This is a genomic window from Ruegeria sp. YTSC325 (assembly GCF_059609525.1).
Map to the genome: position 1 here is coordinate 43,469 of NZ_JBXWLY010000012.1, position 24,117 is coordinate 67,585.

The 24,117-nt window shown below is 57.5% G+C and carries 27 protein-coding genes; 16 read left to right on the plus strand and 11 right to left on the minus strand.

What is annotated here, in order from left to right:
* Position 1 precedes the first annotated feature (1 nt).
* The 6 genes from bluB to AC2FF7_RS16500 all read right to left on the minus strand — a co-directional run bounded on the left by bluB (position 2) and on the right by AC2FF7_RS16500 (position 4,185).
* Positions 2-637: a 5,6-dimethylbenzimidazole synthase gene (gene bluB, locus AC2FF7_RS16475; protein WP_480868081.1), complete on the minus strand. Its 636-nt coding sequence runs from the start codon at positions 635-637 to the stop codon at positions 2-4.
* A 12-nt stretch (positions 638-649) separates the two neighbouring features.
* On the minus strand, positions 650-1,039 hold the full coding sequence (rpsP, locus tag AC2FF7_RS16480; protein WP_170356106.1) for a 30S ribosomal protein S16: 390 nt from the start codon (positions 1,037-1,039) through the stop codon (positions 650-652).
* Between the two features lie 66 nt (positions 1,040-1,105).
* Positions 1,106-1,402: a chorismate mutase gene (locus AC2FF7_RS16485; RefSeq protein WP_170356107.1), complete on the minus strand. Its 297-nt coding sequence runs from the start codon at positions 1,400-1,402 to the stop codon at positions 1,106-1,108.
* Entirely contained in the window at positions 1,399-1,953 is a 555-nt protein-coding gene (locus AC2FF7_RS16490; RefSeq protein ID WP_480868079.1) for a GNAT family N-acetyltransferase, read from the minus strand. Before AC2FF7_RS16490 ends, AC2FF7_RS16485 begins: the two co-directional genes overlap by 4 nt.
* Complete coding sequence (gene ffh, locus AC2FF7_RS16495; RefSeq protein ID WP_170754999.1) at positions 1,950-3,458, minus strand: signal recognition particle protein; 1,509 nt, start codon at positions 3,456-3,458, stop codon at positions 1,950-1,952. The genes AC2FF7_RS16490 and ffh overlap by 4 nt, the downstream gene beginning before the upstream one ends.
* 208 nt (positions 3,459-3,666) lie before the next feature.
* A complete protein-coding gene (locus tag AC2FF7_RS16500; RefSeq protein ID WP_480868078.1) occupies positions 3,667-4,185 on the minus strand; it encodes a hypothetical protein in 519 nt (172 codons plus the stop codon).
* Positions 4,186-4,272: 87 nt separating this feature from the next.
* On the opposite strand from AC2FF7_RS16500, the gene AC2FF7_RS16505 reads away from it, so the two are divergent.
* A complete protein-coding gene (locus AC2FF7_RS16505) occupies positions 4,273-4,803 on the plus strand; it encodes a prolyl-tRNA synthetase associated domain-containing protein (protein WP_170755003.1) in 531 nt (176 codons plus the stop codon).
* Here the strand turns inward: AC2FF7_RS16505 and AC2FF7_RS16510 are convergent, their stop codons facing one another.
* Positions 4,804-5,544, minus strand: a complete 741-nt coding sequence (locus tag AC2FF7_RS16510) for an aspartate/glutamate racemase family protein (RefSeq protein WP_496905968.1) — start codon at positions 5,542-5,544, stop codon at positions 4,804-4,806.
* 66 nt (positions 5,545-5,610) lie between these two features.
* Entirely contained in the window at positions 5,611-6,192 is a 582-nt protein-coding gene (locus tag AC2FF7_RS16515; RefSeq protein ID WP_170755007.1) for an FMN-dependent NADH-azoreductase, read from the minus strand.
* Positions 6,193-6,310: 118 nt separating this feature from the next.
* On the opposite strand from AC2FF7_RS16515, the gene AC2FF7_RS16520 reads away from it, so the two are divergent.
* Together AC2FF7_RS16520 and AC2FF7_RS16525 are read left to right on the plus strand one after the other, a co-directional pair.
* On the plus strand, positions 6,311-7,189 hold the full coding sequence (locus AC2FF7_RS16520) for a LysR family transcriptional regulator (protein ID WP_480868072.1): 879 nt from the start codon (positions 6,311-6,313) through the stop codon (positions 7,187-7,189).
* The gene (locus AC2FF7_RS16525) at positions 7,186-8,106 is read left to right on the plus strand and encodes a DMT family transporter (RefSeq protein ID WP_480868070.1); all 921 of its coding nucleotides are present in this window, start codon (positions 7,186-7,188) and stop codon (positions 8,104-8,106) included. Before AC2FF7_RS16520 ends, AC2FF7_RS16525 begins: the two co-directional genes overlap by 4 nt.
* A gap of 136 nt (positions 8,107-8,242) precedes the next feature.
* Here the strand turns inward: AC2FF7_RS16525 and AC2FF7_RS16530 are convergent, their stop codons facing one another.
* Positions 8,243-8,578, minus strand: a complete 336-nt coding sequence (locus AC2FF7_RS16530; protein WP_170755014.1) for an ArsR/SmtB family transcription factor — start codon at positions 8,576-8,578, stop codon at positions 8,243-8,245.
* A 231-nt stretch (positions 8,579-8,809) separates the two neighbouring features.
* Here AC2FF7_RS16530 and AC2FF7_RS16535 point away from each other — a divergent pair, with 231 nt between their 5' ends.
* The 7 genes from AC2FF7_RS16535 to AC2FF7_RS16565 all read left to right on the plus strand — a co-directional run bounded on the left by AC2FF7_RS16535 (position 8,810) and on the right by AC2FF7_RS16565 (position 13,251).
* On the plus strand, positions 8,810-9,142 hold the full coding sequence (locus AC2FF7_RS16535; RefSeq protein WP_480868068.1) for an AtpZ/AtpI family protein: 333 nt from the start codon (positions 8,810-8,812) through the stop codon (positions 9,140-9,142).
* Between the two features lie 2 nt (positions 9,143-9,144).
* The gene (locus AC2FF7_RS16540; RefSeq protein WP_170356118.1) at positions 9,145-9,903 is read left to right on the plus strand and encodes a F0F1 ATP synthase subunit A; all 759 of its coding nucleotides are present in this window, start codon (positions 9,145-9,147) and stop codon (positions 9,901-9,903) included.
* Positions 9,904-9,972: 69 nt separating this feature from the next.
* Positions 9,973-10,197: a F0F1 ATP synthase subunit C gene (locus AC2FF7_RS16545; RefSeq protein WP_005981269.1), complete on the plus strand. Its 225-nt coding sequence runs from the start codon at positions 9,973-9,975 to the stop codon at positions 10,195-10,197.
* A gap of 86 nt (positions 10,198-10,283) precedes the next feature.
* A complete protein-coding gene (locus AC2FF7_RS16550) occupies positions 10,284-10,835 on the plus strand; it encodes a F0F1 ATP synthase subunit B' (RefSeq protein ID WP_480868066.1) in 552 nt (183 codons plus the stop codon).
* Positions 10,836-10,840: 5 nt separating this feature from the next.
* Positions 10,841-11,401 carry a F0F1 ATP synthase subunit B gene (locus AC2FF7_RS16555; RefSeq protein ID WP_480868064.1) on the plus strand — a complete coding sequence of 187 codons (561 nt, stop codon included), beginning with the start codon at positions 10,841-10,843 and terminating at the stop codon, positions 11,399-11,401.
* Positions 11,402-11,492: 91 nt separating this feature from the next.
* Positions 11,493-12,308 carry a hypothetical protein gene (locus tag AC2FF7_RS16560; RefSeq protein WP_496905969.1) on the plus strand — a complete coding sequence of 272 codons (816 nt, stop codon included), beginning with the start codon at positions 11,493-11,495 and terminating at the stop codon, positions 12,306-12,308.
* A gap of 82 nt (positions 12,309-12,390) precedes the next feature.
* Positions 12,391-13,251: a glycosyltransferase family 2 protein gene (locus AC2FF7_RS16565; RefSeq protein WP_480868061.1), complete on the plus strand. Its 861-nt coding sequence runs from the start codon at positions 12,391-12,393 to the stop codon at positions 13,249-13,251.
* A 35-nt stretch (positions 13,252-13,286) separates the two neighbouring features.
* Here the strand turns inward: AC2FF7_RS16565 and AC2FF7_RS16570 are convergent, their stop codons facing one another.
* Positions 13,287-14,051 (minus strand): FCD domain-containing protein, encoded by a 765-nt coding sequence (locus AC2FF7_RS16570; protein ID WP_170755023.1) that lies wholly within the window; start codon positions 14,049-14,051, stop codon positions 13,287-13,289.
* A 146-nt stretch (positions 14,052-14,197) separates the two neighbouring features.
* Here AC2FF7_RS16570 and AC2FF7_RS16575 point away from each other — a divergent pair, with 146 nt between their 5' ends.
* From AC2FF7_RS16575 to AC2FF7_RS16590, 4 genes are all read left to right on the plus strand, one after another.
* On the plus strand, positions 14,198-15,391 hold the full coding sequence (locus tag AC2FF7_RS16575) for an aminotransferase-like domain-containing protein (protein WP_480868058.1): 1,194 nt from the start codon (positions 14,198-14,200) through the stop codon (positions 15,389-15,391).
* A gap of 41 nt (positions 15,392-15,432) precedes the next feature.
* On the plus strand, positions 15,433-15,840 hold the full coding sequence (locus AC2FF7_RS16580) for a hypothetical protein (protein WP_480868057.1): 408 nt from the start codon (positions 15,433-15,435) through the stop codon (positions 15,838-15,840).
* A 140-nt stretch (positions 15,841-15,980) separates the two neighbouring features.
* The gene (locus AC2FF7_RS16585; protein ID WP_496905970.1) at positions 15,981-19,436 is read left to right on the plus strand and encodes a chromosome segregation SMC family protein; all 3,456 of its coding nucleotides are present in this window, start codon (positions 15,981-15,983) and stop codon (positions 19,434-19,436) included.
* A 54-nt stretch (positions 19,437-19,490) separates the two neighbouring features.
* The gene (locus tag AC2FF7_RS16590; protein ID WP_170755031.1) at positions 19,491-19,841 is read left to right on the plus strand and encodes a hypothetical protein; all 351 of its coding nucleotides are present in this window, start codon (positions 19,491-19,493) and stop codon (positions 19,839-19,841) included.
* Between the two features lie 341 nt (positions 19,842-20,182).
* On the opposite strand, the gene AC2FF7_RS16595 is transcribed toward AC2FF7_RS16590, so the two are convergent.
* Positions 20,183-20,881, minus strand: a complete 699-nt coding sequence (locus AC2FF7_RS16595) for a class I SAM-dependent methyltransferase (RefSeq protein WP_353391630.1) — start codon at positions 20,879-20,881, stop codon at positions 20,183-20,185.
* Between the two features lie 165 nt (positions 20,882-21,046).
* Between AC2FF7_RS16595 and AC2FF7_RS16600 the strand changes: the two genes are divergently transcribed.
* Together AC2FF7_RS16600 and AC2FF7_RS16605 are read left to right on the plus strand one after the other, a co-directional pair.
* Positions 21,047-22,117 (plus strand): glycosyltransferase, encoded by a 1,071-nt coding sequence (locus tag AC2FF7_RS16600; RefSeq protein ID WP_480868052.1) that lies wholly within the window; start codon positions 21,047-21,049, stop codon positions 22,115-22,117.
* 104 nt (positions 22,118-22,221) lie between these two features.
* Entirely contained in the window at positions 22,222-24,111 is a 1,890-nt protein-coding gene (locus AC2FF7_RS16605; protein WP_496905971.1) for a hypothetical protein, read from the plus strand.
* Positions 24,112-24,117 lie beyond the last annotated feature (6 nt).

The window sequence follows — 24,117 nt, forward strand, 5'->3', positions numbered from 1 at the left end:
CCTATCGCACCTCGATGGGCAGGCTGTCGTCGCGGCATTCCCAACCGACCTGTTCCAGCTCGGGCGTGTCCGATTGCGTTTCTGGCAGGCCAACACAGAAATAACCGATCAGGCGCCAATCCTCGGGTACGTCCAAATCACGCGCCATCTGGTCCGGGTCCAGAATGGATACCCAACCCAACCCCAGACCTTCGGCCCGCAAGGCCAGCCAGAACAGGGTGATGGCCGAAACCACCGAATAGCGCCGCATCTCGGGCATCGTGTCTGCGCCCAGACCTTGCCCCTTGTCCGTGGCATCGTCGCAGAACACGGCCAGTTGCACCGGGGCCTCTTGCATCCCCGACAGTTTCAGGCGGCTGTAGAGTTGCGCCTTTTCGCCGGAATACCCTTCCAATGCCTGCGCATTGGCAGTTTGAAAATTTCGCAGCGCCGCGTCGCGCGCGGGCTGGTTTTCGACGCGGATCACGCGCCAGGGTTCGCTCAGCCCCACCGAAGGGGCCAGCCGAAACGCGTCGAGGCAGCGCGTCAGCACTGCCTCGTCAATCGCGTCGGTGCGGAACCGACGCACATCGCGCCGGAGCCGCAGCAACAGGTCAAACTGCGCGCGAAAATCGTCAGTGAAAGTCTGATCCCGCACGCGCCTGCCTGCTTATTCTTCTGCAGCCGCTTCTTCAGCCGGTGCAGCGGCAGCTTCTGCCGCCTCAGCAGCCTTGGCCGCTTTCTCTTCGGCGCGTTCCTGAGCTTTCTTGCCCGGGGTACCCTTGTTGGGGTTGTTGCGCTCGGCTTTGTCGCGTGCGCCAGCTGCTTCCAGCATACGTGCGATCCGGTCGGTGGGCTGGGCGCCCTGGTCCAGCCAGTACTGGATGCGCTCCAGGTTCATTTTCACGCGCTCTTCGCTGTCTTTGGGCAGCAGCGGGTTGTAGGTGCCAAGTTTCTCGATGAAACGGCCATCGCGAGGCATACGGCTGTCAGCCGCAACGATGCGATAGAAGGGACGTTTTTTCGAGCCGCCGCGGGCGAGACGAATTTTCATTGCCATGGTGGTATCTCCTTAAGATGGCGTGACCGGTCACGGACCGGGTATTCTATGGGTGGAAACGACGGGTCATTCCTGATGTTTCCGGTGGTGTCGGATGACTTCCTGAATGATGAAATTCAGGAAAGCCTTGGCGAAGTCGGGGTCCAGATCGGCCTCTTTCGCCAGGTCTTCAAGCCGAGCGATCTGCGCGGCTTCGCGCGTAGGATCAGACGGGGGAAGGTCGTGTTCGGCCTTGAGCTTGCCAACGGCCTGCGTGTGCTTGAACCGCTCGCCCAGCGTATAGACAAGGATCGCGTCCAGCCGGTCGATGCTTTCGCGATGCTCTTTCAGCAGCGCGGCAGCTTGTGCTACGGGGTCGGTCATGCGTAAGCCTCCATGCCGCCATTCACCAGATCGGCGGGGGCGGGGTGCCGCCAGATTTCGGATGCGCCGAATTTCGGATGTTCATAGTGATAGTCGAAGGTGGCCCCCAGACGGTTGGCCACGGCCTTGCTGGCGTGATTGTCCGGGGCGATGAGCGAAATCGCCGTGTCCCAGCCCAGCACGTCATAAGCGTGGGTGCGCGCGGCCGTTGCGGCCTCGGTCGCGTAGCCCTTGCCGGTGGCGTGGTTCATCAGGGTCCAGCCGATTTCCGGCTCGGGCCAGCCCTCGGGGAACCACAGGCCGACGCGGCCCACATAGATGCCGGTTTCTTTTTCCTCAACGCTCCAGAACCCATAACCTCGGATTGCCCAATGGCCGAGGATGCTGGCGACAAGCCGCCATGTCTCATCCCGCCGCAACGGGCCGCCAACGAACTGCGACGCCTCGCTGGCGAAGAACGCGGTATCCGCGTCCAGATCAGCCTCGGAGGGCGCGCGCAGGATCAGGCGCTCGGTCTCAAGCCGGGGGATATGAGGGGTGAGGGTGTTCACTTTTTCTTCCCGAACCCGCTAAGGCCCGGAGGCAGGGCCATGCCGCCGCCCATTCCGGGCATGCCACCGGGCATCTTGCCACCCATCGCCTTGGCTGCAGCCTCAAGCGCCTTGGGGTCCATGCCTGCGGCCATGTCCTCGGGCGACGGGCCGCCTTTGCCGAACATGCCTTTCATGGCCTGTTTCAGCATCTTACCTTTGCCCATCTTACCCATCTTTTTCATCATGTCCGACATCTGCCGGTGCATCTTTAGCAGCTTGTTGAGGTCGCTGACCTCCATCCCCGAACCCGCCGCAATCCGTTTCTTGCGGCTGGCCTGCAACAGTTGAGGGTTGGCGCGTTCGCGTTTGGTCATCGACTGGATCATGGCGATCTGCTGGCGCAGAATCTTGTCGTCCAGACCGGCCTGATCCATCTGCTTGGCCATTTTGCCCATGCCGGGCATCATGCCCATCATGCCCTGCATGCCGCCCATCTGGATCATCTGTTCCAGCTGCATTTTCAGGTCGTTCATGTTGAACTGACCTTTGACCATGCGCTTCATCATGCGCTCGGTCTGTTCGATCTCCATCGTTTCCTGGGCTTTTTCGACCAGGGCAACAATGTCGCCCATGCCCAGAATACGACCAGCGATCCGGTCCGGCTCGAAGGTCTCAAGCGCGTCCATCTTCTCGCCCAGCCCGACAAAGCGGATGGGCTTGCCGGTGACTGCGCGCATCGACAGCGCCGCACCACCGCGACCGTCACCATCCATCCGTGTCAGGACCACGCCGGAAATGCCGACCTTGGCGTCGAACTCTTCGGCCACTTCAACAGCGACCTGACCAGTCAGGCCGTCGACCACCAGCAGGGTTTCGCGTGGGTCGACGACATTGCGGACCTGCTCGACCTCGTCCATCAGAACTTCGTCGATATGCAGACGGCCTGCGGTGTCGAGCATATAGACGTCATAGCCGCCCAAAGTGGCCTGCTGCTTGGCGCGCTTGGCGATATCCACCGGCTTTTGACCAGGTACGATCGGCAGCGTATCAACGCCGACCTGCGTCCCCAGAACGGCCAGCTGATCCATCGCCGCCGGGCGATAGACGTCGAGCGAGGCCATCAGAACCTTCTTGCCCTCTTTCTCTTTGAGGCGTTTCGCCAGCTTACCGGTCGTGGTCGTCTTGCCCGAGCCCTGCAGACCGACCATCAGGATCGGGGCAGGCGGGTTGTCGATCTTCAGCTTGCCGGGGTCTTCTTCGCCACGCAGGGTATCGACCAGCGCGTCATGGACGATCTTGACGACCTGCTGGCCGGGGGTGATCGACTTGGTGACGGCCTGACCGGTCGCCTGTTCCTGCACTTTCTTGACGAAGGCACGGGCCACCGGCAGCGAGACGTCGGCCTCAAGCAGGGCAACGCGAACTTCGCGCAGGGCGGTTTTGACGTCTTCCTCAGACAGAGCGCCCTGTTTGGTCAGCCGGTCAAAGACGCCAGAAAGGCGTTCGGATAGATTTTCAAACATGCCTTCGGCCTCCTTAGCCGGTTATCTGGTGGCGCCTCCTAGATAGGATGCGTCGGTTAAATGCACAAACGCCCCCTCCCACTGAATTTGACGTGGGGGTCATGCCAAATGGCATTGCCCCCACGGGCGAAACTCGCTGGTGGGGGGCGATCCCTGATCGACTCAAGGGACCGGAAGATCAGACGCTTCCGGATGTTTGAAGGGGGCTTTAGGCCGATTGGCTGTCAGAGTCAACCGCTCGCGCCGGAAGCCAGTCATTGACCGCATCCACCAGCCGCTGCGCCCCGTGCCCGCTTACATAGGCTTCGACAATCGGGTGTCGGCCTGCACTCATGCCCTTTTCCAGGATCAGAACGGGTCGGTGCATCTTGGACGTGGTTCTGTCGCGGGTCGATGTGGTGGTTTCCACCTCGGCATGGGACAGGTTCGACAGCTCATGTTCTACGGTGTCATAGCCATAGACGGATTGGCGGCGGATCAAAACGCTGTTGCTGGGTCGATCCAAAATCACCTGTACGCGCCGCACAAAGACGCAGAAAGCGCCGATGCCCATCCCGCCGCCAAACACAGCAAAGAACAGACCGAACAGAATGCCCTCGCCGCCTTCGGTTGCCATGAACAGACCAGCGCCGACAAAGGCAAGGATGAAGAGGATCAGTGAGATGCCAATGAACCAGGGCGTATTAGAAAGGATCAATTGGTTCGGAGTATTGCGCGTGACTTTCATGGCGGCACGCTAGCACTGAATTCCGACGCTGTCTGGCTTGAATTTGTCCGCACGTTGCGCGATGAGCACGCCAAACAGGAGATACCCATGGACGCATCATCTGCTTTTCAGGACACATTACCGCTGAGTTCCGACGCGCTGCTGGCGCAACTGGACGATTGGGGCCTGACTTATACGCTGCACACCCATGTGCCGCTGCGCACGGTTGAGGATTCAAAGGCGGTCGAGGATCAGTTCATGGTGCCCGGCGAAAACGCGTTGCGGGTCAAAAACCTGTATCTGCGCGACAAGAAAAAGCGGAACTATCTTGTAACGCTGGAGCAGAACGCCGAGATCGACCTTAAGGCGTTGGGGGCTGAACTGGGTGTCGGTAACCTGTCCTTTGGGTCGGCGGATCGTTTGCTGCAGAACCTTGGTATCCGTCCCGGCGCGGTGAGCCCTTTGGCGATGATCAACGGGGTGCAGAACGAGGTACGGTTCTTCATGGACGGCGCAGCCAAGCAGGCGGATGTCATCTATATGCACCCGCTGGTCAATGACCGCACCGTTGCAATGCCACGGGACGATCTGCTGGCGTTTTGTGATCGTATCGGGGTCGAGATTAACTGGTTGCCTTGATCAGTCCCCTAGCGCTTGGGCCAAGGCGGCCGAAACATGTGCGGCGGAAGGGTTGATGAAAAGATGCCCATCTGCCTCAAACACCGGATCGTCCAGATGGTTGGGGAAGGCTAACGGCAGTTCGGTGCAGGCCAGCAGGATCGCGGTGCCAGTGCGCGCATGTTTGTTGCAGAACGCAAGCAAACGGGCATGCGCTTCGTCGGACGCCCCACCGTAAAAGTCGCTGTCGATCATCGCTTGCATCTCGGCGATCTCGGCGTCGGGCAGCCGCTTGTTGGCGACAACGCCATGTTCGGCCAGCTTTTCGGCATAGTTGGTCGCTTCCATCGTGACGGTTGTTCCCAGAACCAGCGCTTCAGAGGCTTTGGTGTGCGCCGTCACCTCTGCAGTGGCGTCGAAAATACTGAAAATCGGCATCGCCACGCCTTGTCGTATCGAATGAAGTCGAGCGTGGGGGGTGTTGGACGCGATGATGCCGAAATCACATCCGGCCCGCTCCAACGTCAGCAGTGCCTCGCGAAAGACTGCGTCGAAGGCCGACCAACTCTCCTCGTCCCCGGCGATACCGCGCAAAGCGCGCGTTTTGGCCTGCGTGACGGATTCGATGGTCATCGGAGGGATGGGCAGCGGAGATGTATGACCCCGTTCAGCGAAATGGCGGCTCGCGCCCTCGGCAATGGCGCGGTAGTAGTCCACGGTCGAGGCCCAGCCCACACCGCCCAGAATTCCGATTTTTTTCATGCCCGGTGTCCAGTCTGCAATTGTCTGTTCAGGTGCAGACTGGACGTTTTAGGGCGTAACGGTCAATCAGGCCGCCAATTCCGAAACAGCCTTTTGCGCGTTACTAAGGGTCGTTTCAGCGTCCAATGCCATTTTATCGGCTGCGATGACGTCGACATTATGAATGCCGATGAAGCCCAGAACATGCTTGGCATAGTCGGTGGCAAAGTCGATCTCGGACCCGACTGCGGTGCCGCCAGAAGCGATGGCCAGAACTGCCCGTTTGCCATCCAACAGTCCCTTCGGGCCGTTTTCACTGTAGGAAAAGGTCAGTCCGGCGCGGGCGACAAGGTCGATCCACGCCTTGAACGCCGCAGGCACCGAGAAATTATAGATGGGCAGGCCGATCACGACCGTATCGGCCTCTTGCAGTTCCGACACCAGAGCGTCGGAAAGGGATAGAAGGTCACGCTGGACCGCGTCGCGCTGATCAGCGGGAGTGAAATTGGCATTGATCCACGCTTCGGTCAGTAGCGGTAGCGGAGTCGCTAGGTCGCGGCGGATGATACGGCTGGCACCGAGGTGCTTGACGATACGGTCAGAAAGGTCACGGGTCGTTGACCCTGTTCGGCGGGCCGAGGCGTCAATGTGCAGAACTGTCTTTGTCATGATGGCCTCCTTCAGGCGGTGAATTCTGTGTCTGGTCCCAATATGAATGTTGCGTTGATGAACAAAACTCTGATATCCCAACAGTAAGTGTTAAAATTTGCACAATGGACAAGATGCAATGGACAATTGGGATGAAGTGAGAACCGCGTATCAGGTGGCGCGCATGGGGACGGTCAGCGGTGCCGCCGAAGTGTTGGGTGTTCACCACGCCACCGTTATCCGCCATATCGACGCGATCGAGGCGCGGCTGGGGGTCAAATTGTTCCAGCGCCACGCCCGTGGATACACGCCGACCGAGGCGGGCGACGACCTTCTGCGCGTAGCGCAAGCGACCGAAGATCAATTCAACCAGTTGGTTGGGCGCATGAAAGGCCGCGGAGATGACGTATCCGGAGAGCTGGTGGTGACTTCTCTGTCCTCGTTGGCGCCGTTGGTTGTGCCGGTGCTGAGCACATTCCAGCGCCTGCATCCTGATCTGATCGTCCGCTATCTGACTGGTGACCGTCTATTCCGGCTGGAATATGGTGAGGCACATGTGGCGATCCGCGCCGGGTCGGCGCCGGGTCAGCCCGACAATGTTGTGCAGCCATTCATGAAACAAGAGGTCGGCTTATATGCGAGCACGGCATACATCGAACTTCACGGCAAACCAGCCGGGGTCGAGGATTTTGCCAGCCATTTCTTTGTCAGTACCGATGACGAAACCAGCCGCGCGCCGTTTTCGCGTTGGTTGCGCGAAACGGTCCCTGCTGATCGCATCACTTTTCGCTGCACCAACAATTTCTGCATCCGCGAGGCCGTTCTTTCTGGAGCAGGCATTGGTTTCATGGCGCGGTGGGAGGCTGCCCGTGACCCCAATCTGATCGAGGTGATCCCGCCGCTGTCCGAGTGGTTCGGCAACCTTTGGCTGGTGACGCATGTGGATTTGCACCGCACGACCAAGGTGCAGTCGTTCCTTTCCTATTTGAAAGAGCAATCCAAAGGCTGGCAGCCATGACCCCTCCGGCGCGTGGCCATTTGGCCATGCTGGTCTTTTCTGCCTTGGTCGCGGGCAGTTTCTCACTAGGCTCAATGATTGCCAACCAGATCTCGCCCGAGGCGGTCACTGCCGTGAGGTTTGCAATTGCGGCCATCGTGATCGGGGCAACAGCGTTGATGACCACAGGCTTGCCGCGCAGCGCTGCGCAAGCTCCTTGGCGTTACCTGGTGCTGGGCGGGCTTTTTGCGACCTATTTTGTTCTTATGTTTCACGGGTTGAAAACCGCCCCTCCGGTCAGCGCGGCTGCGGTTTTTACCCTGACTCCGGTTTTGTCAGCGATCGCCGGATGGTTTCTGTTGCGTCAGGTCACCACGCCAAGGATGGCACTGGCGCTAAGCATTGGTGCCGTTGGGGCGCTTTGGGTGATCTTCCGGGCGGATTGGCAAGCGTTCATGGCTTTTCAAATCAACAAGGGTGAGGTCATTTATTTCTGGGGGTGTATAGCTCATGCTGTTTATACGCCGATGGTGCGTAAACTGAACCGCGGCGAACCCGCCGTGGTGTTCAGTTTCGGAACCATGGTAGCAGGTTGCCTGCTTTTGACTATCTATGCGTGGTCCGACATTCGCGACACCGACTGGGCCAACCTGCCCATGATCGTGTGGGTCGGGTTGCTGTATCTGTCGATCTTCGCGACCGCCGCCAGTTTTGTTCTGGTTCAGTTTTCGGCCCTGCGTCTGCCGTCGGCCAAGGTTATGGCCTATACTTATCTTGTCCCCAGTTGGGTCATTCTATGGGAGATTGCGCTGGGCAACGGCGCCCCCGTGGCACTGGTTTTGGTCGGCGTCGCTCTGACATGCGTTGCTTTGTTGATGCTCCTCAGGCCCGAAGGACCCACAGGGGCGGAACGTGTTTTTAAGGCCGATCGAAACTGAACTGAAGGGTGCTCAACAGGCCGAGGCCGCAAAACGTCTCGACCTGTGCGGCATGAACCGTTTGCGTCATCCGCAGAAGAGATAGATTTGGTTTTGGCAGCATACCACGAAACATGCGCCTGCCATTGTCAATCGGTCAGGTGTCGTCTGCCAAAGGCAATTGGCTTTCCAGAAACCGTTCGAATGCATCCAGATTGACCGGCTCGAATTGTCCGAACCCCTGCATCCAGACCGAGGCCGACCGTAGCGCGTCGGGTTCCAGCTTGCACCATTTCACCCGGCCGCGTTTTTCCTGGCTGATCAGTCCAGCCTTGGTCAGGATCATCAGATGTTTTGAGATCGCGGCCAGTGACATCTCGAACGGTTCAGCAACATCGGTGACGGCCATGTCATCCTCCAACAGCATTGCAAGGATGGCGCGGCGTGTGGGGTCGGCAAGGGCCGCGAAAACAGTATCGAGATCACTGGACATGCTTCCGCTCAATCACAGCGGTCTGCTTTGGTCAACCATTTGGTTGAATATGGAAGATCCGGTCCATTTATGCCCACGCAGGATCAATGGGTGCGCCTGCGGCGAGGCAGTGGAATATTTTAATATTTAAAATCAAAGGATTAAATACAATTCGGGTGCGACCTATACACCGTTGACTCTATGCCCGCATCGCCTTAGCACCCTACCCAAGACTGTGCGAGGGAAACGCCCGTGACTGATGATGACCAAAAGCAGCGTATGGCGCAGCTGGAGGCCAAGATCGACGCGGTGAAAAAGGCCAAGCAGCCCCCCAAACGCGCAGACAGTGACGTATCCGGGGGCGAGCTTGCCTGGAGGATGGTCATCGAAATGGTATCCGGTCTGGGGATCGGATTTGGCATCGGATACGGGCTGGACAGCCTGTTCGGGACGATCCCGATCTTTCTGGTGCTGTTTACACTGCTGGGCCTTGTCGCGGGCGTGAAGGTTATGCTCCGCAGCGCGAAAGAGGTCCAAGAGAAACAAACGGCGGCGACGGCTGTCGAGAAGGACGAGAGGGACTGAACGTGGCAACTGAGACCACCGCAGCAGAAGGCAGCAGCCTGGTATTCCACCCGATGGACCAGTTCATCGTCAAACCGTTGTTCGGCGACGGTGCGGTGGGCATGTTCACCATTACCAACGTGACGCTGTGGCTGTTCTTTGCGATCGTTGCGATTGTTCTGCTGCTGATCGTGCCGACCTCGAAGCGCGCGATTGTTCCGACCCGGATGCAGTCGGTGGCCGAGCTGGCCTACGGCTTCATCTACAAGATGCTGGAAGACATCTGCGGCAAGGAAGGCGTCAAGTTCTTCCCCTATGTCATGACCCTGTTCATGTTCATTGTGACCGCGAACTTCCTGGGCCTGATCCCGACCTCGTTCACCACCACATCGCATTTCGCCGTGACCATCCCGCTGGCGCTGGCTGTCTTCCTGACCGTCACCATCCTGGGCTTTGTAAAGAACGGCGCGGGCTTCCTGAGCCTGTTCTGGGTCTCCAGCGCGCCGATGGCGCTGCGTCCGATCCTGGCGATCATCGAGCTGATCTCGTACTTTGTGCGCCCGGTCAGCCACTCCATTCGTCTGGCCGGTAACGTCATGGCGGGCCACGCGGTGATCAAGGTGTTCGCAGGCTTTGCCGCGATTGCCGTGATCTCGCCCGTGTCGGTTCTGGCGATCACCGCTATGTACGGTCTCGAGGTCCTGGTGGCCTTCATTCAGGCCTACGTATTCACCATTCTGACCTGTGTTTACCTCAAGGACGCTCTGCATCCGCATCACTGATTGGGTCTTGCACCCAGCACAGGAACGATAACCCAACATCGAAACTTCCAATTCGTAAGGAGAAACATCATGGAAGGCGATCTCGCACACATCGGCGCAGGCCTGGCAGCAATCGGTTCCGGCGCAGCCGCAATCGGGGTGGGCAACGTTGCAGGCAACTTCCTGGCCGGCGCCCTGCGCAACCCTTCGGCGGCTGCTTCGCAGACCGCAACCCTGTTCATCGGTATCGCATTCGCAGAAGCCCTGGGGATCTTCGCATTCCTGGTCTCGCTGCTGCTGATGTTCGCCGTCTAATCTGCGGAACCTGATCCTTACGCGCAGGTGGGTCCAAGCCATAGCGGCCCACCTGTTGTAAAGACAACGTTCCGACGGAGGACATCATGGCGACTGAACCCCTAGCCAAAGAAGTAGCAGGCACCTGTGTTGACTCGTATGGGTCGGCCATCGGGATGCCGCAGCTCTGCTTTGATTGGTTCCCCAACCAGATTTTCTGGCTGGTCATCACGCTGGTCGTCATCTTTCTGGTCCTGTCCCGCGTGGCTCTGCCCCGCATCGCGGCAATCCTGGCTGAGCGTCAGGGGACCATTACAAATGACCTGGCTGCGGCCGAAGATCTGAAGGCCAAGGCGGTCGAGGCTGAAGAGGCCTATAACAAGGCGCTGGCCGATGCCCGTTCTGAGGCACAGCGTATCGCAGCGGAAGCCCGCGCCGAAATCCAGTCTGGTCTGGATGACGCGATTGCCAAAGCGGATGCGGAAATCGCTGCAAAGGCGGCTGAATCGGAAAAGGCAATTGCCGACATCCGTGCCGGTGCGCTGGAAAGCATTCAAGTGGTTGCCAAGGATACGGCAGCTGAACTGGTCACAGCACTGGGTGGCGAGGCGGATGCCAAAGCCATCGACGGTGCCGTAGACGCGCAGATGAAAGGATAAGTGACATGCGGAATACTCTTGCCCTTATCCTGACTTTCGGCGCTGCTAGCCCTGCGCTGGCCGCAAGTGGCCCGTTCTTCTCGCTTGGCAACACCGACTTTGTGGTCCTGCTGGGCTTCATCGTGTTCATCGCGGTTCTGTTCTACTTCAAGGTGCCCGGCATGATCGGTGGCGCGCTGGACAAGCGGGCCGAAGGCATCAAGTCCGAACTGGACGAAGCCCGCGCGCTGCACGAAGAAGCGCGCAGCTTGCTGGCCTCGTATGAGCGCAAGCAGCGCGAAGTGCAGTCTCAGGCGGATGCCATCGTGGCAGCAGCCAAGGACGATGCTGTACTGGCAGCTGAACAAGCCAAGGTCGATCTGGAGAAGTCCATTGCTCGTCGTTTGGTGGCAGCACAGGACCAGATCGCATCGGCGGAGGCTTCTGCCGTGAAAGAGGTGCGCGATCAGGCCATCACCGTTGCTGTTTCCGCAGCCAACGCGGTTCTGGCAAAGCAGATGACGGCTACGCAGGCCAACAAGCTGATCGACGCGGCCATCGCGGATGTAGGCGAAAAGCTGCACTGACCGTTTAACATAATTCGAAACCTTGACCCGAAAGCCCGCTTTCGGGTCAAGGCGCTTTGAAAGACCCCTCGCCTGAATTGCTGGAATTTTGATGAACATTCTCGGCATTGTTCGAAATGGTGGAGATTCCCTGACCGCAACGCTCTTGCGCATCGAACAGCTGCGGGCGCACCTTGAGAGCAGTCGCGTGATCATCGCGACCAACGATAATAAAGACAATACCGACGACATCCTACAAGACTACGCGGCTCAGAACGCGGGAGTAGATGTGCTCATTCTGGACAGTATGTCGAACCTGTTCGATGAACGCGTCGAGCGTATTGCCGTCGCCAGAAATGCAGTTCTTGAACATCTTCTTGCCACCAATCCGGTCCATCCTTTGACACTGGTTCTTGATATGGACGGACCCAATACGCAAATGGAACCAAATCAGGTGTTGAACGCGGCAGCGCGTCGGGTGCCACAATGGGACGCCGTGTTTGCCAACTCATTGCCTGCATATTATGACCTTTACGCATTGCGATGTGCGGGCTGGAACGACCAAGACCCGTGGCGAGAGCTTACGGCGCTAACGCGACCACGGATGTTTCGCAGTGTCTGGTGGCGACGGATGCAGCGGAAAATCATCTATAATCGTCAATACTCAATACCAACCGACGCGCCTCTGATTGAGGTGGAGAGTGCTTTCGGTGGGTTGGGCTTGTATAAGACCGAAGCTTTGCGCGGTGCGACGTACCAGCCACGGGATGAGACCGGTCAAATCACCTGCGAGCATACGACTCTGCATCAATCGATGCGTAGCGCGGGAAAACGTCTTTTTATTGACCCCGGTCTTTTAACTTTGGCACAAACCGAGCATATGGGCCCCGGCAGCGGAAAGCGCATTCCAAAGAAGCTGTTGCAATGATCGGCTTGTCAGAAATGATGCAGTCGCACAGAAACCCTTTTGCTGCACCAATGCAGCTTGGTCTTGGGTGGTAGGATTACGCATGACGAATATGCCCAAGATAAGTCTGGTCGTTCCAAACCTGAACTGCGCCGAATTTCTCGAGCAGACCATTACGTCAATTGTCAGCCAGTCTTACCCCAATCTTGAGCTGATCTTGTCGGATGGGGGAAGCACAGACGGGTCGCTTGATATTGTCGAAAGATATCGCGGCGCATTCACACATATCATATCCGAGCCAGATACCGGGCAAGCCAACGCGGTCAACAAGGGGTTTGCTCTCGCCACTGGCGAGGTCATGGGGTGGATCAATTCCGATGATGTCCTAATGCAGGGAGGTCTCGGACTTGTTGGGTCTCTTTTTGCGCTAAAGTCAAAGTTGGACTGGGTGACGGGCAAGCTCACGACGATAGACGAGGCAGGGCGTATCTTGGCCTCTCGACGCCCAAGACCAATTTCGTATCAACGGTTTCTTGCGGGCGACTATCAGTGGGTGCAGCAGGAGTCGACATTTTGGCGACGCAGCCTTTGGGACAAAGCCGGAGGACAACTTGACGAGCGCCTGTCCTTGGCTGTGGATGGCGAACTTTGGCTGCGGTTCTCACGCTACGCTGAACTGATCCCCGTTCACGACAAGATCGGTGCGTTTCGGTTCCGCACAGGCCAACGTTCAGAAGCAATAGACGCCTATCATGCAGAAATGCTGGCTGTAATAGCCAACGAAAAGCAGAGTGCAGATAGCCCTGACGCCGTTACGAAATCCGTTCTGGCCGCGCCTACCAAGCTGCGGAGTTGGTCCGAAGCTGATAGCAGTTTCCCGGGACTGATCAATTGCGATCCAAAACCGATAAAGAGCTTGAGTCTTTGGAAGCACAGGTTTGCACGAGTTATTCGCAAGCTGTGACCATTGCTGAAACTCAGGCGGTGCCGCGTACAAGGTCAGCGTGTTTCGTGATCCAGCCGTTGCCTTGCGATTTCTTCGTTTCGTAGGGCTTTTTGGTGATCCTGTGTGCATTGCTGAACGAAATTCAAGTGTCTCTGGACGGCTTTGCGGGCACCTTCTGGGTCACGCGCCTGTAGCGCGGTATTGATCGCTCGATGCTGGTCCAAGATGGCTTCTCGGGTTGTGCGCTGATTGAACATCATTTGGCGGTTGTAAAAGACGCCCTGTCGCAACAGATCGAACATCGACCGCATCATATGCAGCATCACGACGTTGTGGCTGGCCTCGATGATGGCCATGTGGAATTGGGCGTCCAGATTAGCTTCATCTTCCGGCGCATTGCGGGCATGGGCGGCCTCCATCTTTTCAAAGATCGTCTGGACGACTTTCAAGTCGCTTTCAGAACCCATTCTCGCTGCGCGCTCAGCTGCCAAGCCCTCCATATCCCGTCGGAATGAGAGATAATCGAAAACAGCCTCTTCATGGCTGCCGAACAGTCGGATCAGAGCAGGGGAAAACGCCGAGCCCAAGACCTCGGCGACGTATATGCCCGAGCCTGCTTTGGCCGTCAGCAACCCTTGTTCTTGCAGTTCCGAAATCGCATCCCGCAGCGACGGCCGCGACACGCCCAGTCGCTCGGCCATTTCACGCTCGGCAGGAAGTCGTTCACCCGGACGCAGGATGCCCCGAAGGATTAGCAGTTCGATCTGTCGAACCACCGCGATCGATAGCTTTTCGGTCTGAATTTTTTGAAAGGGCATCGGGACACTTTTCCAGATTGGTCAAATCATATGACCACGGATTCAGGCCCGGTTCAAGAATGCCTAGAAAGGACATAACATTACTAGGTCAGCAATATTGACATTAATTCATTATCTATTACGCTGCCTCTAAGCGGAGGAGCCTTATGTCAACGCCAGATTTGTTTGCGACCAGGGCCTCACGGATGAAAGCCTCAGAGATTCGTGAATTGCTGAAGCTGCTGGATCAGCCAGGGATTATCTCGTTTGCCGGGGGTATTCCCGACCCGGCTTTGTTTCCTGCAGATGCCTTTGCCAATGCGTTCCAATCGTGCCTTGGAGATGGGCCTCATGCGCTCCAATATTCGGTCAGCGAAGGATATCTTCCCCTTCGTGAATGGCTTGTCGGACATATGCAGCAGATCGGAATCGAATGTTCCGCGGAAAACATGCTGATCACCTCGGGTTCGCAGCAAGCGCTGGATTTTTTAGGAAAACTTTACCTGTCCCCCGGAGATACAGCTTTGGTTGGCTGGCCGACCTATCTGGGCGCAATCAACGCATTCGACGCATATGAGCCCTGTTTTGATCGGTTGGACTTGAAGGCGAACCGCCGGGCGGCTGAATATGCAGCTGCGTCCGGTGATGGAAAGATCAAATTCGCTTATTTGTCCCCGGATTTCGCAAACCCGACGGGTGAAACTGTTGACCGCGCTACACGTGAGTCACTGCTTGATCTTGCTGAGGACCTGAATATCGCAGTGATCGAGGATGGCGCGTATCAGGCCTTGCGCTATGACGGCGAAGACATTCCGCCGATTCTTGCCTTGGAGCTTGCCCGAAAGGGAACGATCGAGGCGTGCCGGACAGTCTATTGCGGCAGTTTTTCGAAGACACTGTCGCCCGGTTTGCGCGTGGGTTGGGTTGTTGCTTCGCGAGAGGTCATTTCGCAGTTGGTTTTGGTCAAACAGGCGGCTGATCTGCATTCGCCAACGATCAATCAGATGTCGATCAACGAAGTAGCACGTGCTTGTTTCGACACGCACATCTTGCGTGTGCGGGCAACGTATCGCCGGCGGCGCGATGCGATGCTGGACACTTTGCGGCAGGAAATGCCCGAAGGGGTGCAATGGACCAAGCCCGAAGGCGGAATGTTCGTCTGGTTGACCTTGCCTCAAGCACATGACGGAGCCGATCTTTTGTCACGGTCGTTGGAAACGGTACAGCTGGCTTTTGTACCTGGGCGCGCATTTTTTCCTGATGGCTCGGGTCGGAATACAATCCGGTTGAGTTTTTCCAATTCGGACGAGGCCACGATACGAGAGGGTATTAAACGTCTGGGTCAGGTTCTGCGCCACTAGTGGAAAGGGTTTGTTAACCATTCCACCTCACCATAGAGAACATGATCCGATACTTCGCCCTGCTGGTCCTGGCTGCATGTTCGGCGGGCACGCCTCATTTCCGCGATGTGCCCGCGACGCGTGTGGCGGTGAATGGTAGCGTCTTTGATGTGCGCGTGCGTGATGATCTGGCCGAAGCAGTGCGGGTGAACATTCAATACGCCCCGCGGCTCGGGCCGATCCGTGGTCGCGCTGCTCAGGCGATGGCACAGGTGTCGGGGTGCCCAATTCTGGATGTGCTAGGCGATGCCGCTGTGACGATTGGGGTGTTGGGTTGCGACCGAGAGGCGGGTGAGCGCTTGCTGCAGACTGCGGTGGCCATCCCGAACTACGAATGCGTGGACACAGGTATTTTCGATCACATCGGCGATGGCTACGGTTATCAGGTGTTCGAGTGTACTGCCTACTGACATACGCGAATTCCTGCGTATTTCGCCAAGATATTGTGGATAACTCGGGCTGATATCCCATATCCTGCGCAAGTTCGTTGACTCGACCCCAATCCGTTGCGCAGACTTCCAGCGTATAGGAATCACGGGACTCATTGCCTTTGCGTTTTAGCAAACTCAAACTCACCGGCTTCAAAAGCTTTGTCGATCCGACCGATCTGATTATCGCGGACGGACTGACCGGTGTGGTGGGACCGAATGGTTGCGGCAAGTCCAACCTGTTAGAGGCGCTGCGCTGGGTGATGGGGGAGAACCGCCCTAAATCCATGCGCGGCGGCGCGATGGAGGATGTGATTTTCGCGGGGGCGGCCACGCGACCCGCGCGCAACTTTGCCGAGGTGGTCCTGACCATGGACAACTCGGAACGGCTGGCGCCTTCGGGGTTCAATGACACCGATCAGTTGGAGATCATCCGCCGGATCACCCGCGATGTGGGCAGCGCCTACAAGACCAACGGCAAGGATGTGCGGGCGCGCGATGTTCAGATGCTGTTCGCGGATGCCTCAACGGGGGCGCATTCGCCCGCGCTGGTAGGGCAGAACCGGATCGCCGAGCTGATCAACGCCAAACCCCGAGCGCGGCGGCGTATTCTGGAAGAGGCCGCCGGGATCTCGGGTCTCTATCAACGTCGGCATGAAGCCGAGCTGAAGCTTAAGGGCACGGAATCCAACCTTACTCGCGTTGATGACGTGTTGGAACAGTTGGGCACGCAGCTGGCGCAATTGGCGCGTCAGGCCCGTCAGGCTGCGCGCTATCGCGAGATTGGTGAACAGCTGCGGCAAGCCGAAGGGATGCTGCTGTACCGACGCTGGAAAGAGGCCGACATGGCCCGTCAACAGGCCGAGGAAAAGCTGCGCGACCGGATTACTGAGGCCTCGCGCGCCGAGGCCGAGGCGCGCGCCGCCGCTGCCAAACGCACCGAGATCGAAGAAACCCTGCCGCCCCTGCGCGAGGAAGAGGCCATCGCTGCGGCCGTGTTGCAACGTCAGCAAGTGCAGCGCGACCAGCTTTCAGATCAGGAAACCCGCGCGCGTCAGACGATTGAAACCCTGACCAACCGTATTCAACAACTTGGCAATGATATCGAGCGTGAAAGCGGTTTGAACCGTGACGCGGGCCAGATGATCGAACGTCTGGAATGGGAAGCCCGCGAGCTGGCCAAGGCGGCTGAAGGTCACGATGACAAGGTGGCCGAGGCGGCGGAAATCGCGCGCGAGGCGGCCTCGGTGCTGCAGGACCGCGAGGATCACCTCTCGCAACAGACCGAGGATATGGCCCGTCTTGTCGCCCGTCACCAATCGGCGCAACGTTTGGTCGAGGACAGCCGCAAAACGCTGGCCCGGTCCGAGGGCGAAGAAGAAAAGGCGCGCGGTGCCGTGAATGAGGCGCGTGAGGCGTTGACTCGCGCGGCCGAGGCGTTCGAGGCCGCGCAAGAGGATGAAGAAGAAGCCCGCGAGGCCGCCGAGGCCGCCGAAGAAGCGCTGGCCGCAGCCGATGAGCTGCGTAGCGAGACGCAAGCGCGTGAGGCTGAAGCCCGCGCGCAACGGTCCGAGGCAGAGGGTGAGTTGGGGGCCATTCGGGCTGAGACCACCGCTTTGGCCAAGCTGGTTGAACGTGACACCGCTGAGGGGGGGCAGGTGATGGACCTGCTGCGCGTTGCTCCGGGCTATGAAAAGGCGCTGGGTGCCGCGCTGGCGGATGATCTGCGCGCGCCTTTGGTCGACGGTGACGGGCCGTCGGGCTGGGTGGAGGTCGCGGAGTACTACGCGGATCAGCCCTTGCCTGAAGGAGCTGAACCTTTGGCGCTGCATGTGTCGGGCCCAGATCGCCTCAGCCGTCGGATCGCGCAGATCGGATTGGTTGACGGGGACCAAGGCGCACGGCTGCAGGCGGCGTTGAAACCCGGTCAGCGGCTGGTGTCGCGCTCGGGCGATCTGTGGCGCTGGGACGGGTTCCGCGCCTGGGCCGAGGACGCGCCGAGTGCAGCCGCGCTGCGGTTGGAACAGCTGAACAAGCTGGAAGCGCTGAAACAGGAACTGGCCCGGACCGAGGCGCAGGCCGATGGCGCGCGGGCGGCGCATGAGGCGCTGTCACAGCAACTGGCCGACGTGACTGAAGCTGACCGCCGCGCGCGTGAGGCACGCCGTGCCGCCGACCAGCGCATGGCGGAAACCGCACGGCAACTCAGCCGGGCTGAGGCGGATCGCAATCTGGCGCAGGGCAAGCTGGAAACCCTGACGCTGGCCGTGGATCGCCACAAGGAAGACGCCATGTCCGCACGCGCCCAACTGCGCGAGGCCGAGGGCGCGCTGGCCGGATTGGGCGATCTGGACAGCGCCCGTGCGCAGGTCGAAGACATCAAACAAACGGTCGAGGCCGCGCGGATCACCATGCTGACCCACCGCTCGACCCATGACGAATTGCGCCGCGAGGGCGAAGCACGGACCCGTCGCAGCCAGGAGGTCAAGAAAGACCTCAGCGGTTGGAAGCACCGGTTGGAGACGGCGGAAAAACGCATCTCGGAACTGGCTGAGCGCAAGGAAAGCTCTGAGGAGGAGCTGACCGACGCGATGGCCGCCCCCGGCGAAATCGCTGAGGCGCGCGAGGAACTGAACGAATTGATCGAAGCTGCCGAAGCGCGCCGGGCAGAGGCTGCTGACAAGCTGGCTCAAGCCGAGGCTCAGCAGCGCGAATGGGTGATGGCCGAACGTGATGCGGAACGTCTGGCCTCGGAAGCGCGCGAAAGCCGGGCCGCCGCCGAGGCGCGCTGTGACGCCGCCAAGGAAAGCGTGACCGCCGCTGCGGAACGCATCGCCGAGGATCAGCAGCTGACGCCAAACCAGTTGTTGAATCAGCTGGACGTGAACCCCGACCAGATGCCCGCCGCCGACGCGCTGGAGGCCGAGGTTAACCGCCACAAACGCCAGCGCGACGCGATGGGGGCAGTGAACCTGCGGGCCGAAGAGGACAGCAAAGAAGTCCAGGAAGAATTCGACACGCTGAACAGCGAAAAGGCCGATCTGGAAGAGGCGATCAAAGCCCTGCGCAGCGGCATCGCCAGTCTCAACCGTGAAGGTCGCGAGCGTCTACTGACCGCGTTTGAACAGGTGAACTCGAACTTTGCCATGCTGTTCAAACACCTGTTCGGCGGCGGTGAGGCCAATCTGGTCATGGTTGAAAGCGACGATCCGCTGGATGCGGGGCTTGAGATTATGTGCCAGCCACCGGGCAAGAAACTCTCGACGCTCAGCCTGCTCTCGGGCGGTGAACAGACTCTTACTGCAACCGCGCTGATCTTTGGTGTGTTCCTTGCCAACCCTGCACCGATCTGTGTGCTGGACGAGGTCGATGCGCCTCTGGACGATGCTAACGTGACGCGTTTCTGCGACCTGCTGGATGAGATGTGCCGCCAGACCGACACGCGGTTCCTGATCATCACCCACCACGCGGTGACGATGGCACGGATGGACCGGCTTTTCGGTGTGACCATGCAGGAACAGGGCGTTAGCCAGCTGGTTTCGGTCGACCTGAAAAAGGCCGAACAGATGGTCGCCTGATCTGTCACTGCAACGTTATGCCTGTTGCAGAGCAGTTCGGTCTAGACTGACTTTATGACGCGCTTTTTGATCCTCGCCTTGCTTAGTGCTGGCCCCGCCCTTGCCGCCGAATGGCCCACCAAACCCGGAGACGTCCCCCTGTCGCCCGAAGAACTGGATGCCTTGGCTGGACGCACGCTGACCTTCTTTGATGACGGGCAGGCCAAATTTTCGGCTGGAGGCGCATATTCCTACACCTACGCCAGCGGAGACGCCGCCTTTGGCACCTATTCCATCGCCGAGGACGGCAGCGTCTGCATCGCTTACCGCAATGGGTTCGGTCGCTGCGATCTGTACGTGCGCAGCGGCGACCGGCTGATCCTGATTGACGAAAAAGGGGATCGATATCCGGTCCGGCCGGAATGAACCGGATCGGGTGTATCCCTGTACACATGCCTTTCGGCCACGAAAAAAAACGAACAAGACGCCCTTGGCGGATACTCGGTCTGAAGGAAATCCCATCATAGGTATCGGTTGACCCGAAGCGCAGGGACTTTTTTCCAAGTCGTTAGTGCTTGTTGAACGAACCGCTGTCTGAGGCTCAGGTTTCCGCGCATTGCAGCTCCAAACCACGCTTTCAGCTGAGCGTTATGCTTTTCAGCATATTTGGGTGGGTTTCAGGTGTGGATATGATGCGCGCTGTGTGTTGAATTGGCATTTCCCGCGTTGTTCTACTCAACAGGCTTTGCGAGAACTAACCGTTTTTCTTAACTGGTTATATCTTCGCGGTAGTAAATGTCGCGTCCGATATCAATACAAACAAAGTCATCCGGAACCGGGATCATCGCGCGTAGAAACGAATGTGGGTAAGCGAAGAAATTGAAGTGTGGATTGAAAGTATACAGGTATTCTCGTTCGCGCGGAACGATGATAATCAGTCTCTTACGAGTGATGCGACGTAGTTCGGCAATTGCTGCGCGGTAATCCAGAATATGTTCGATCACATGCGTGCAAACCACGTTGTCGAATTCACCGTCCTCAAAAGGCAATTCCTCGATGCGAGCTGAAATGCCTTCGATACCTTCCAATGCGGCGGCATCATCTACAACGAAATCTACGCCAACCTTACGGGTCAGGCCGGGGCGACGCTCAGCCAGTCTGGTCAGTAGCGCACCGGTGCCACATCCGACATCGCAGATTGATCCTTCGACCAGTTCTTGTGCAATCTTGTTGATACACTTGTCAGAGCAGTCAGTCTCGTCATGAACCCTTGGATGTTCGCGGTAGAGTGCTTCGTACTCATCATTGGTCAGAAAAGGGGCGCGACTACGGAAATCGGCAAGCCGCGATATGTGCTTTCCCCAGGCTAACTCGGCCAAAATGCGGAACAAAGCGGAGTCTCGAACAAACGCGGGAAGGATGTCCTCGAGAACGAAGCGCAGTTTGTTGGTTGTTTCTCGTCGCATTGGGTTTCGGCTTGGGTTTGGTCAATTACCACATCCGTTATACGTCCGATCCGAAGTGGGTCCAGAGGCTGGCGATCTTCATTGACAGAAGAGGAAGCGATCGAATGCATTTGCTGCGATTAGGCAACATTCTTCCGCGACGGGAGCCTGCTAGCGGCAAACGTCTTGCTGAACAGCATTGCCAGGCCCAACCTGCAACCGCATTTGGACACGGGACTTGTTGTTTTGAAAACTGTAGAACCGGAAAGGACTCTAACTGCCAGCTTGCGAGTGGCGGTGATATTGCCAAGTTACAATGAAAGTGTGGCGATCGGTCCGACAGTGACAGCATTTCAGGATGCTTTGCCAGATGCTACCATTTATGTCTTTGACAATAATTCTACTGACAACACAGCGCAGGTGGCCAGAGAAGCAGGCGCTGTTGTAGGGTTTGAGGCCAGCCCGGGGAAAGGTAGCGTTGTCCGCCGGATGTTGGCCGACATTGACGCGGACGTTTATGTCATGGCTGATGGCGATGCCACCTATGACGCGGCCAGCGCACCGGCCCTGATAGAGCGGCTCGTGTCCGGGAATTTTGACATGATCACCGGAAATCGGAGCAGTACAGAGCAAGCGGCCTACCGTCCAGGACATCGGTTCGGAAATCGAGTTTTAACAGGTTTGGTTGAATGGTTATTCAAATGTAAGGTCGGAGATTTGCTTTCAGGATACCGCGTGTTCAGTCGCCGCTTTGCAAAGACTTTTCCTGCTCATTCCCGTGGTTTCGACATCGAAACCGAATTAACGGTTTTTGCGTTGCAACTCAGGCTTCCGATTGATGAGATGGACACTCCCTATCGGGCTCGCATGGAGGGTTCGAACTCCAAACTATCCTCTGTTGCCGACGGTTTTAGGATCCTGCGAATGATCGGGCTGATGCTGAAGGAAGAAAAGCCTATGCAGTTCTTTTCAGTGATCGCAGCGTGTGCATTTCTGCCGTCTCTGGTGGTTTTTGCCTCGGTCTTCCGGGAGTTTCTGGAGACTGGCCTTGTTGAACGAATCCCGTCACTGTTTACGGCGCTTTCAGGTTTCGTGATCGCAGTTTTATCCTTTGTTTGCGCTGTGCTTCTTGACACTGTTGCGCGGGGGAGGAGGGAAGCGCGACGCATTGCTTACCTTAGCTATCCGCCACCTTGGAATTCTTCTGCCTCGACGTGGTCGGACGTTACCGAAACAAGATCAAACGCGGGGCAATGAAATTGAACGCCAATGCTGAAATGGCGGCAGGTGTCAGGGGGAATTCTGGAGATAATAGTTTAGTATCAATTTGTTGAGCCGTCATCCTGTAAGCGGAAAAACTGATGGCAAGACCAAATGACATTGACCTAGGTGATAGCGCGTCAAATACCGCCTATCCTTGTTCGATGATCCGAACAGGTGAGGATATGCACGAAAAACAAAAAGCAACTGACGCCTCAGGTGTAATCGCATTTGTAGTGTTTTTTTCACTCGTTGCGGTGCGGCAGATATTGCGTGCGCCCGAAGCTACAGAGTTGTTGCTGGATCTAGACAACGATGCCGCCATGCGTCTTGTCATAGTGCGCGATTTTTTGGCAGGGCAGGGATGGTTTGATTTGGTGCAATACCGTCTTGGGGTTGATGGCGGTACGCTTATGCATTGGTCGCGCTTGGTCGACTTGCCAATTGCCGGATTGATTTTACTTTTCGAAGTTTTTTTTGATCGCGCCTATGCTGAGTACCTCGCTTTGCTCATCTGGCCACTTGTCACACTTGCGGCGGCTATGTTGGTATCCGCAAAGATCATGTTTGCTTTGGCTGGTGGTTCCGCGCTTTTTTATACTGCCGTTTTGTTCAGTATCATCATCGGCTTCGATGGCAGGTTCCAGCCGGGAAGTATCGACCACCACAACGTCCAGATGGTTCTATTGCTGACTGCCCTTCTGGCGATGGTTTCGCCATTTGGAAGTATCAGGCGTTTGATTGCTGGCGGCATTGCGATTTCGGTCAGCCTAGCCATTGGTATCGAAAACCTTCCTCTGCTAGCCGTGATATGTTTTTGCATTGCCGGTGCTTGGGTCTACCACGGTAAATCCCGACAAAGGCAGGTCATGTACATATGTGCGGGAATTGGCTTGGGCATGTGCGTGATTTTCCTGCTGTCAGCTCCTGCCGCGGCTTATGCGGGCGGGTTTTGTGATGCGTTGTCGCGCGACCTTGCAGCCCCTGTCATTCTAAGCAGCGGTACTCTCTTCATTCTTGCCTTAAAAACACCCGAACGTGCATGGCAAAGGGTGTTGCGTCTTGCTTTTGCCTTCGCAGCTGTTGGTTTAGTGTCAATCGCGTTTTTTCCGGCGTGCACACAAAACCCGTTGGATGGGCTTGACCCAGACCTAAAAATATTTTGGCTGGACCATGTCTCAGAAACAGGCGGCCTGCTCGATATTATCAACGGTGTCGCTGGGTATAACGATGTCTATATCGTGTATTACGTCGCAGGGTTCTTTGGTCTGCTCGCCAGTTTATTCCAAATCAGGGCGGATCGGGCTAGGCGCACAGAGTGGATATCATTTTCTATCCTGCTCGGCGTAGCCTTGGCGATTACTGTGTATCAGATTCGTGGTTCTCTTGGCCTGTTGGTACTTTCGGTGTTCCCGTTGGTGAAATGTGTTACCCAAGCGCGTTGTGTCTTACGACGCCGTTTTGGCGAGTTTTCTCTTGTATTGATATGGATTCCTTTGCTTGCGATCTTGCCGGGGGTTTGGGGGTACGGTTTTTCGGTTTATGTCCGACTTTTTCCGACCACTGACTATGCATCAGTACCTGAATACGGTGGGAACGTTGCTTTGGGCGAATGCTGGACGCAGGAATCGGTCGCTGCGCTAGCCGGATTGCCGAAAGGTACGGTCGCGGTCAGTTGGGACTTTGGAACCAACGTTCTGGTCAACACCCCCCATAGAGTTTTGGCGGCGCCATATCATCGAAACGGTTCGGGAATACTGGCACAAACCCGACTTTCGATTGCCAAGGATGCCGAAACGGCGAAAGAAATAATTGAAGAACATGGCGTGACCTACGTTGTGACATGTGGCCATGACTCGGTATTGTTAGGGTTGTCTCGAATTGGGTATTCGGGATTCAGCCTGGATTTAAAATCGGGAAGTGTCCCAGACTTTCTGGAACTGATCCGAACGCCGGAAACTTCTACGATGACTGTCTATGGCGTGCGCTAGCACTGC